This is a genomic window from Rhodococcus sp. no. 34 (assembly GCF_054589475.1).
This window is the reverse complement of the sequence record NZ_BAAILK010000012.1, coordinates 375,320-383,007: the sequence shown is the minus strand read 5'-3', so window position 1 is coordinate 383,007 and position 7,688 is coordinate 375,320. Positions and strand designations below refer to the sequence as shown.

At 59.2% G+C, this 7,688-nt stretch carries 7 protein-coding genes; 3 read left to right on the top strand and 4 right to left on the bottom strand.

The window, feature by feature from the left end:
- Both ACYP01_RS02655 and ACYP01_RS02650 read left to right on the top strand, forming a co-directional pair.
- The coding region (locus ACYP01_RS02655) for an ArsR/SmtB family transcription factor (protein ID WP_459678577.1) at nucleotides 1-293 on the top strand (293 nt) is incomplete at its 5' end.
- 98 nt (nucleotides 294-391) lie between these two features.
- On the top strand, nucleotides 392-1,567 hold the full coding sequence (locus ACYP01_RS02650; protein WP_459678575.1) for an MFS transporter: 1,176 nt from the start codon (nucleotides 392-394) through the stop codon (nucleotides 1,565-1,567).
- Here the strand turns inward: ACYP01_RS02650 and ACYP01_RS02645 are convergent.
- The 3 genes from ACYP01_RS02645 to ACYP01_RS02635 form a co-directional block, all read right to left on the bottom strand.
- Complete coding sequence (locus ACYP01_RS02645) at nucleotides 1,534-2,262, bottom strand: aspartate/glutamate racemase family protein (RefSeq protein WP_007733934.1); 729 nt, start codon at nucleotides 2,260-2,262, stop codon at nucleotides 1,534-1,536. The two genes, ACYP01_RS02650 and ACYP01_RS02645, sit on opposite strands and share 34 nt — an antisense overlap.
- 5 nt (nucleotides 2,263-2,267) lie before the next feature.
- Nucleotides 2,268-3,842, bottom strand: a complete 1,575-nt coding sequence (locus ACYP01_RS02640; RefSeq protein WP_459678572.1) for an NCS1 family nucleobase:cation symporter-1 — start codon at nucleotides 3,840-3,842, stop codon at nucleotides 2,268-2,270.
- Between the two features lie 108 nt (nucleotides 3,843-3,950).
- The gene (locus ACYP01_RS02635; protein WP_064114424.1) at nucleotides 3,951-4,676 is read right to left on the bottom strand and encodes a GntR family transcriptional regulator; all 726 of its coding nucleotides are present in this window, start codon (nucleotides 4,674-4,676) and stop codon (nucleotides 3,951-3,953) included.
- Nucleotides 4,677-4,872: 196 nt separating this feature from the next.
- On the opposite strand from ACYP01_RS02635, the gene ACYP01_RS02630 reads away from it, so the two are divergent.
- Nucleotides 4,873-7,230, top strand: a complete 2,358-nt coding sequence (locus tag ACYP01_RS02630) for an ATP-binding protein (RefSeq protein WP_459678569.1) — start codon at nucleotides 4,873-4,875, stop codon at nucleotides 7,228-7,230.
- On the opposite strand, the gene ACYP01_RS02625 is transcribed toward ACYP01_RS02630, so the two are convergent.
- Nucleotides 7,205-7,441: a PhlB family protein gene (locus ACYP01_RS02625; RefSeq protein ID WP_058226163.1), complete on the bottom strand. Its 237-nt coding sequence runs from the start codon at nucleotides 7,439-7,441 to the stop codon at nucleotides 7,205-7,207. The two genes, ACYP01_RS02630 and ACYP01_RS02625, sit on opposite strands and share 26 nt — an antisense overlap.
- Nucleotides 7,442-7,688: the final 247 nt, after the last annotated feature.

Here is a 7,688-nt window from a genome sequence, read left to right as displayed (position 1 = left end):
TCAAGGCGCTGTCCAACCCGACTCGCCTGCAGATCATGGAGTGGCTCGCGCACCCGGCGAAGTATTTCGACGAGGACTCGTATACGCAGCAGGATCTCGGGTTTCACATCGGAGTCTGTGTGGGTGACATCCAGGGGCGATCGGGACTTGCCCAGTCGGTGATCTCGGGGTACCTGCAGGGCATGAAAGATGTGGGTCTGCTCGAGTCCGAGCGCATCGGGAAGTGGACGTATTACCGACGAAACGAATCCGTGATCGGCGAGTTCAGGGAATTCGTTCGCGAAAAGCTGTAGCGGCCGAATTGCCCTCGTCGGCCGGTTTGTTCAACCAAATATATCTACATATCTAGATATGTAGCTGTCTTGTGTGACGTAGTAGTGAGGAGTGTGTCGTGAAGTCGAAATTGTTGATACCGGTTCTGGCGTTGGGTGTATTCGGAATCATCACTACGGAGATGGGCATTATCGGGGTTCTGCCTCAGATCAGCGAAAAGTTCGGTATCACCGCGTCGACTGCCGGATGGTTGGTCGGTGTGTTTGCACTCGTCGTGGCGGTGACCGGTCCGTTCACAACGCTGATCACCTCGGGAATCAACAGGAGAACCGTTCTGTTGGTGGCGATTGCAGTCTTTGCGGTCTCCAATGTGGTGTATGCGACCACATCGAGTTTCGAGGTGATGTTTGCATTTCGGACCATCCCCGCCGTGGTTCATCCGGTCTTCTTCGCTGTCGCGCTTGCAAGTGCGGTTCGTCTGGTATCGCCGGAACAGGCGACCGCCGCGGTGACCAAGGTATTTGCAGGCGTCACAGTCGGATTCGCGTTCGGCGTGCCCTTGACGTCCTATTTGGCCGAGAACTTTTCGGTGTCGACAGCATTCGTGTTCGGCGCCGTGGTCAACGTTCTCGCGTTTTTCGGGATTGTCGTACTTCTGCCCTCGGCTCCTGTAACACAACGCCTGTCGTACGGTGCACAGGTCGGGATACTTCGCCGGCCGCGCGTGTGGTTGACCATTCTTTCCGTCACCTTCGTCTTCGCAGCCATGTTCTCGGTGTACGGATACTTTGCCGAATACCTCGGCGAAGTGACCGGCATGAGCGGATCGTGGATCAGCGCGATGCTCTTGGCTTTCGGTGTCGTGATGATCTTCGGCAACTTCGTCTTCGGGGCTCTGCTCGCCAAGGGGGTGGTGCGCACGGTTGTGGCTTTTCCCTTGCTGTACATCGTCGTCTACGTGATGCTCTATCTGGCGGGCCCGTACTTCGGCGCGATGGTTGTAGCCGTGTTGGTTTGGGGTGTAGTGCATTCCGGTGGACTGGTGGTTTCGCAGAGCTGGATGGGGCGAGACGCAGTCGACGCGCCTGAATTCGGCAACAGCCTTTTCATCTCGTTCTCCAACCTGGGGATCACGCTCGGCACTGCGGTCGGTGGACTGTTTCTCGCGCATTTCGAAACCCGCCAATTAGTCTGGGCTGGAGTATTGTTCGCGATCCTGGCGCTGCTGGTGACAGGTGTTCGACTCTCGCTCAGGCACGCTCACAGCGAGAACGGTGTCAGTGTACCGGTGTAGTTCTTGGGAAGTGGCCGTGCGAACTCGCCGCGTGAACTGGTCGACAGTCCGAGGGTGACCAACGACTGAACCATCGTGACCCCAGCGGCAACGCCGTCGACTACCGGGACACCCAGTTCGTCGGACAAGTCCTGGCACAGGTCCGCCATGCCGGCGCAACCCAGCACGAGGACGTCCGAGTCGTCTTGCTCCAATGCGTCGAAACAGGCTTCCAAGATCACCTTTCGCGCGTCGGGATCACGATCGAGTTCCAGAACCGGAATCTCGCAGGAGTGGATACCCCGGCACCGAGCCTGCATGCCGTACCGGTCCACCAGATCGGCTGCGCGGCCGCGGGTTCGACCGAGAGTGGTCACGATGCTGAATCCGCGACCCAGGAAACTTGCGTAGTTCATGGCCGCTTCGGCAACAGCTACGACGGGGCCCTTGGCCAACTCTCGGGCTGCATCAAGACCTGGGTCACCGAAGCAAGCGATGACGTAGCCGTCGACTTCGTTCTTTTCTCCGGCGGCGATCTCGGTCAGGATTCCGGGGACGCTGAGAGCTTCGTCGTAGTGGCTTTCGATCGACGCGGGACCCATGGCAGGGCTGACAGCCTCGACGAATGTGCCCGAGCCTGCGACGGTCCGGGCACATTCCTCGATCTTGGCGGTCATCGCCCACGTGGTGTTGGGGTTGATCACCTTGATTCTCATGACGATCAGTCGACCGTCACAGTGTCGGGAGAGGAAGCATTCCGGACAGCTGAGGAAGAGCGCGCGGCGAGTAGGTAATAGACGGTGAATCCGAGCCCACAACCGATGAACCAGCTGTACTGCGCTGCGGTGTACATCCCGGTGAGGTCCTTGCCCAGGACCGGGACCATCGCGACGACGGCTCCCACCACGGTGGCGATCACTGCAGCAGGGTTGTATCCCTTGCTGTACCAGTAGGTTCCGGTCGGCGACATGCTGAACAGTTCGTCGACGATGACCTTCTGCTTGCGCACGAGGTAGTAGTCGGCAATCAGAATTCCGAACAGCGGACCGATGAAGGCTCCGAGGGTTTCGAGTGTGTAGTGAATGACGTCCGGATTGTTGTACAAGTTCCACGGCGTGATGAGGATCGAGCCGATCGCTGCGATCATTCCGCCGGCGCGCCAGCTGATCTTCTGCGGACTCACGTTGGAGAAGTCGAAGGCCGGGGAAATGAAGTTGGCCACGATGTTGATGCCGATCGTGGCGATGGTGAAGGTGAGTGCACCGAGAACGATGGCGAAGGTGCTGTCGATTCGTGCAACGGTTGCAACGGGATCGGTGATCAGTTCGCCGTACACCGGCAGCGTCAACGATGCAGTGACGACGACCAACACCGAGAATACGAGGAAGTTCAACGGCAAACCGAGGAAGTTGCCCTTCTTGACGGCAGCGAACGACTTTCCGTAGCGGGAGAAGTCGCCGAAGTTGAGCATCGGTCCGGAGAAGTACGAGACAACCAGAGCGATCGCACCGAGCATGACAGGCACGGCGTCGAAACCCGAGTACTTGACGTCGCCGAGCGTGAGATCGACGGCGCTCCAGCCTGCCTTGTAGATCAGGTAGCCGCACAGCATGAACATCACGACATACACAGCCGGCCCGCAGAAGTCGATGAAGCGGCGGATCGATTCCATGCCTCGCCAGAAGACACAGGCCTGAAGTACCCACAGGAGCATGAAACTTCCCCAGCCCAGTGCGGAGAGTCCGGCGAATCCGTAGTCTTCGACGACGGCATAGGGCGCGAGTGACGGAAAGAGTTTGATCAGTACGACATCGAGGGCTGCTGAAGCGAGGAAGGTTTGAATTCCATACCAAGCCACGGCAATCAGGCCACGAATGATTGCCGGGATGTTCGCGCCGAGGACGCCGAACACGCTGCGGCAGATCACCGGATACGGCACGCCGGTAACTTGGCTGGGCTTGGCGACGAGATTGCAGAAGAAGTAGACGATCGTGATACCGACCAGCAGGGCGACGAGTACTTGCCAGCTGGCCAATCCCAGTGCGAAAAGACTACCGGCAGTGACATATCCGCCGACGCTGTGTACGTCGGACATCCAGAAGGCGAAGATGTTGTACGACGACCAGGTCTGCTTGCGAAGCGGCGCCAAGTCCTCGTTGGTCAAACGAGGGTCGTAGCCCGGCTTGATCAGGCCGCTTCCGACAGGGTGACCCGCGGCTTCGACAAGGTCACCCGATCCGCTTTCCTTTGGGGGAGTGGGGGTAGTGGTCGTTCGGGACGGAAGAATGTCGGTCATGACAGCTCCTGTGCATCAGTGCAGGAAATCAGCGGACGGTGCCACGAGCTCTCAGCGTCAGTGATGAAAACTGTGTTGAGAGAAAGGTATCGATGCTGTGTTGCACGACTATTGCGCGATCGGTATATCTTTTTCGGCCAATAGACCGGTGTCTGTCGGTAGAGTCGCGATCACGGTATCGAGTCGGCGATGATGGATTTCGGAAGCGCTCAGAAGTGCGGATGCGTCCCGACGCAGGAATGCGTCCAGCATCGCGGTGTGATCCGAGTGCAGAACCCGGCGATCGACGCCGGCAACATGGACCATCGGCTGTACTGGTTCGGTGATGTTCCAGGCAGCTTCGAACATGTGCAGAAGTCGAAGCATCTGAGACGGTCGGGTCAGTGCGAGATGAAAGTTTCGGCTCTCGCAGTGATAGGACTGAGAGTCGTCGTAGCGCAATGCGATCTCCAAACGGGAGTTCACCTCGACGGCGTGTTCGTGATCCTCTTCGGTTGCCTGCTCGACGGCGACGGCCAATGCAGCTGATTCGAGAGTTTCGCGGACGATGTACATCTCTCGCAGTTCTGCCGGCGTCAGCTGAGCAACGGTGTAGCCGAATTGATGTCGATGGTCGACCAAGGACTCTCCGACCAGTGTTTTCAGTGATTCCCGCACAGGTATTCGACTGACACCGAACACATCAGCCACGTCGCCGAGAGGAATCGGGGTACCCGGAGGCGCCGAACCCGACAGAATCACTCGCCGCAGTTCGTCGAGGATCGTTTGTTGTGGACTTCCGGGAGCATCGATTACCAGTTGCGTCAGCAGTACCGATCTACGGCGCGGCGGCATGTCGCTCTCCCTTCGTCTGTCTGCCAGAGTAGGAATACGTTGTTTCGTCTGCGTGACACCGGTGTGGCCGTCGTGCATCTCGCACTCGGGGGAGAACAAGTGGGCTCCGATCACATGCTCGCGTGAGTGCTGCTCGGGAGGCCGATCGTGGGGGTAGCGTTGTTGTGTAGTGGTATGGCAGAAAGCGAGTCGGTCGATGGCATCCGCTGTGCGCTCAGAAGCCGACCAGCGAGTTGTCGGCAACCTGCCCTTGGAGCTGACGAGTTTCGTCGGTCGTCGGCGTGAGTTGGCCGACGCCAGGAGATTGTTCGAGACGTCCCGTTTGTTGACACTCACCGGGATCGGTGGCGTGGGCAAGACACGGCTCGCGATCCGACTTGCGGGCGCGTTGCAAAGGGTGTTTCGAGACGGTGCCTGGTTGGTGGAACTGGGGGAGCAGACAGATTCGGATCTCCTCGAAGATCATGTCGCCGTGACCCTTGGTGTCCGGTCGGTCTCGTCGGCGGACCCGCTGCAGGCATTGATCGACTACTGCGCCGATCGGAGTCTGCTGTTGGTGCTCGACAACTGTGAACATCTGGTCGATGCCGTCGCTGTGTTCGTAGGCGCGATCCTACGGCGATGTGCCGGCGTCAAGATCCTGGCGACGAGCCGCGAATCGCTGGGCCTGGGCGGTGAGGTGACGATGCGCGTTCCCTCACTCACCACACCGCAGCAACAGCCGCCCGAATTCGAGGGAATTGCCCAGTACGAATCGGTGTCGTTGTTCACCGAGCGTGCGGCTTCCGTCGTACCTGGTTTCACCCTCACCGAGGAGAACAAGCGCGCCGTTGCGCATATCTGTCACGACTTGGATGGACTCCCACTTCCGATCGAACTGGCGGCAGCTCGCCTGCGTGGTATGTCTGCTGAGCAGATCATGAACAGGCTCTCGGATCGATACCGACTTCTTACAACGGGTGGACGCGACGTTCCGAGTCGTCAACAGACGCTGCGATTGTCGATCGATTGGAGTTACGACCTCTGCTCGCCAACCGAACAGCAGTTGTGGGGGAGGTTGTCGGTGTTCTCGGGTGGGTTCGACCTCGACGCCGCTGAGGGCGTGTGTGGGCAGGACATGAATTCGACCGAAGTGCTCGATCTCGTCACCGCGTTGGTCGAGAAGTCCATCCTGATTCGTGAGGAAACCGACGGGGATGTTCGGTACCACCTCCTCGACCTACTCCGGGAGTACGGACATGAAAAGTTGGAGTCCGCCGGTGAGTATTCCGCTCTGCGTCGAAGCCATCGTGATTGGTTCGAGGCACTGGTCGTTCATGCGGAAGCCGAGTGGATCAGTGGCCGGCAAGCTGCCTGGATCGCAAGGCTCGGTCGTGAACAGCGCAACCTCAACGATGCGTTGGAGTACTCGATTTCCACTGCCGGAGAGGCGCGATCTGCAACGCGAATGGTCGGTGCGTTGTACAGATTCTGGCTTGCAGGTGGATTACTTGTGCAGGCGCGTTATTGGACGGATCGAGCCTTGAATGCAGAGGATCGAGAGCTGGATCCGTTCCGAGTGGATGTCTTGGCCATCGACGCCGTGAATCACGCGATGCAGGGGGAACTCGAACGGGCAGAAGAGTTGGTCGACGAGAGTTGGCGCCTGGCAAACGACTTGGCGGATGTGCGCTCGCGCGGCTTGGCGACGTGGGGAGACGGATACGTCGATACCTTCAGAGGTAACTTCGATACCGCTACAGCCAAGCTGGAATCCGCGTTGACGCTGTTTCGACTCGACAAGAATCTGCTGCATGTTGTGATCGGCCTGGATACCTTGGGCGTCGCGTACTTCCTGTCCGGCGCTCTTGATCGCTCTGTGGAGTGCAACGAAGAGATTCTCGCGATCACCGTGCCCGCCGACGAGATGATGTTCCAGGCATTTGCGCTGGGAACTCTCGGGCTCGTGAGCTGGCTCCGAGGTGCATTGGAGGCCGCAAGTGACTATTTGACTCGAAGTCTGAGAATTCTCGATGCCCCGATGAACTCGGCGTGGTGTATCGAGCCGTTGGCGTGGATTGCTGCAGCGCAACGTGATTGGAAGCATGCAGCGGTTCTGCTCGGCGCGGCAGCCATGTATTGGCAGAAGGTCGGGGGACGGCTGGCGGGACTGCCGGGTTTGTCAGCTCATCACGACACTGCTGCAGAGACTGCTCGCAAAGCCATGGGTGACGATGCTTTCGACAAGTCGTTTCGCAGCGGGTTTGCGATGTCCGAGGGTGAAGCTGTCGCATATGCGCTCGACAAGCGCTCCAGTGTCACGACTGCGTCGTCGGCTGAAGGGCCTCACCTCACTCCTCGTGAGCAGCAAGTTGCGGAACTGGTTGCCCAAGGGTTGACCAATCGCGCGATTGCGGAGCACTTGGTAATCTCGCTGCGCACCGCTCAGGGACACGTGGAACACGTACTGACAAAACTGGGATTCAGTTCCAGAGCGCAGATCGCAGCGTGGTACGTCTCGACCGCGCAGGAGCGTGACTCGCGTGAGGTCAATGGTTCAGCAGGCCGGAGTTGACGTCCGATAGCAGTTCACCACGGTCGTCGCCGCACAAGCAGAACACCGGGTAGCGCTTACCTTCTTCACGCCCCTGAAACGACACTCGTAGCGGTCCAGGCGCATCCGCGCGAGGGGATTCGGTGAGGAAAGTGTACAGCCACGGCCCCTCGTCCAATTCCACGATGGCGAGAACGGTCGAGGGGTCGCCGTGAACCGTTCGCCAGGACACGACAGTGCCGTCTCCGCAACACCGCGTCACGTCCAACCGCGCCCCACGGCACCTGGCGCAGACCGCGCTCGCGGGCGAGAGGATGACATCACATTCCGCGCAATGGGGGAGTGTCAATCGTTCGGCTCGCGACGAGCGATTCGAATATCGCCGCGATACACGCTGTTTCATCGAGCTTGCGGGATTCATGTCAGTAACGTCGGGCGAGGTAGTACGGCATCGAGTCCACGGGTGCGCGTTCGACCGA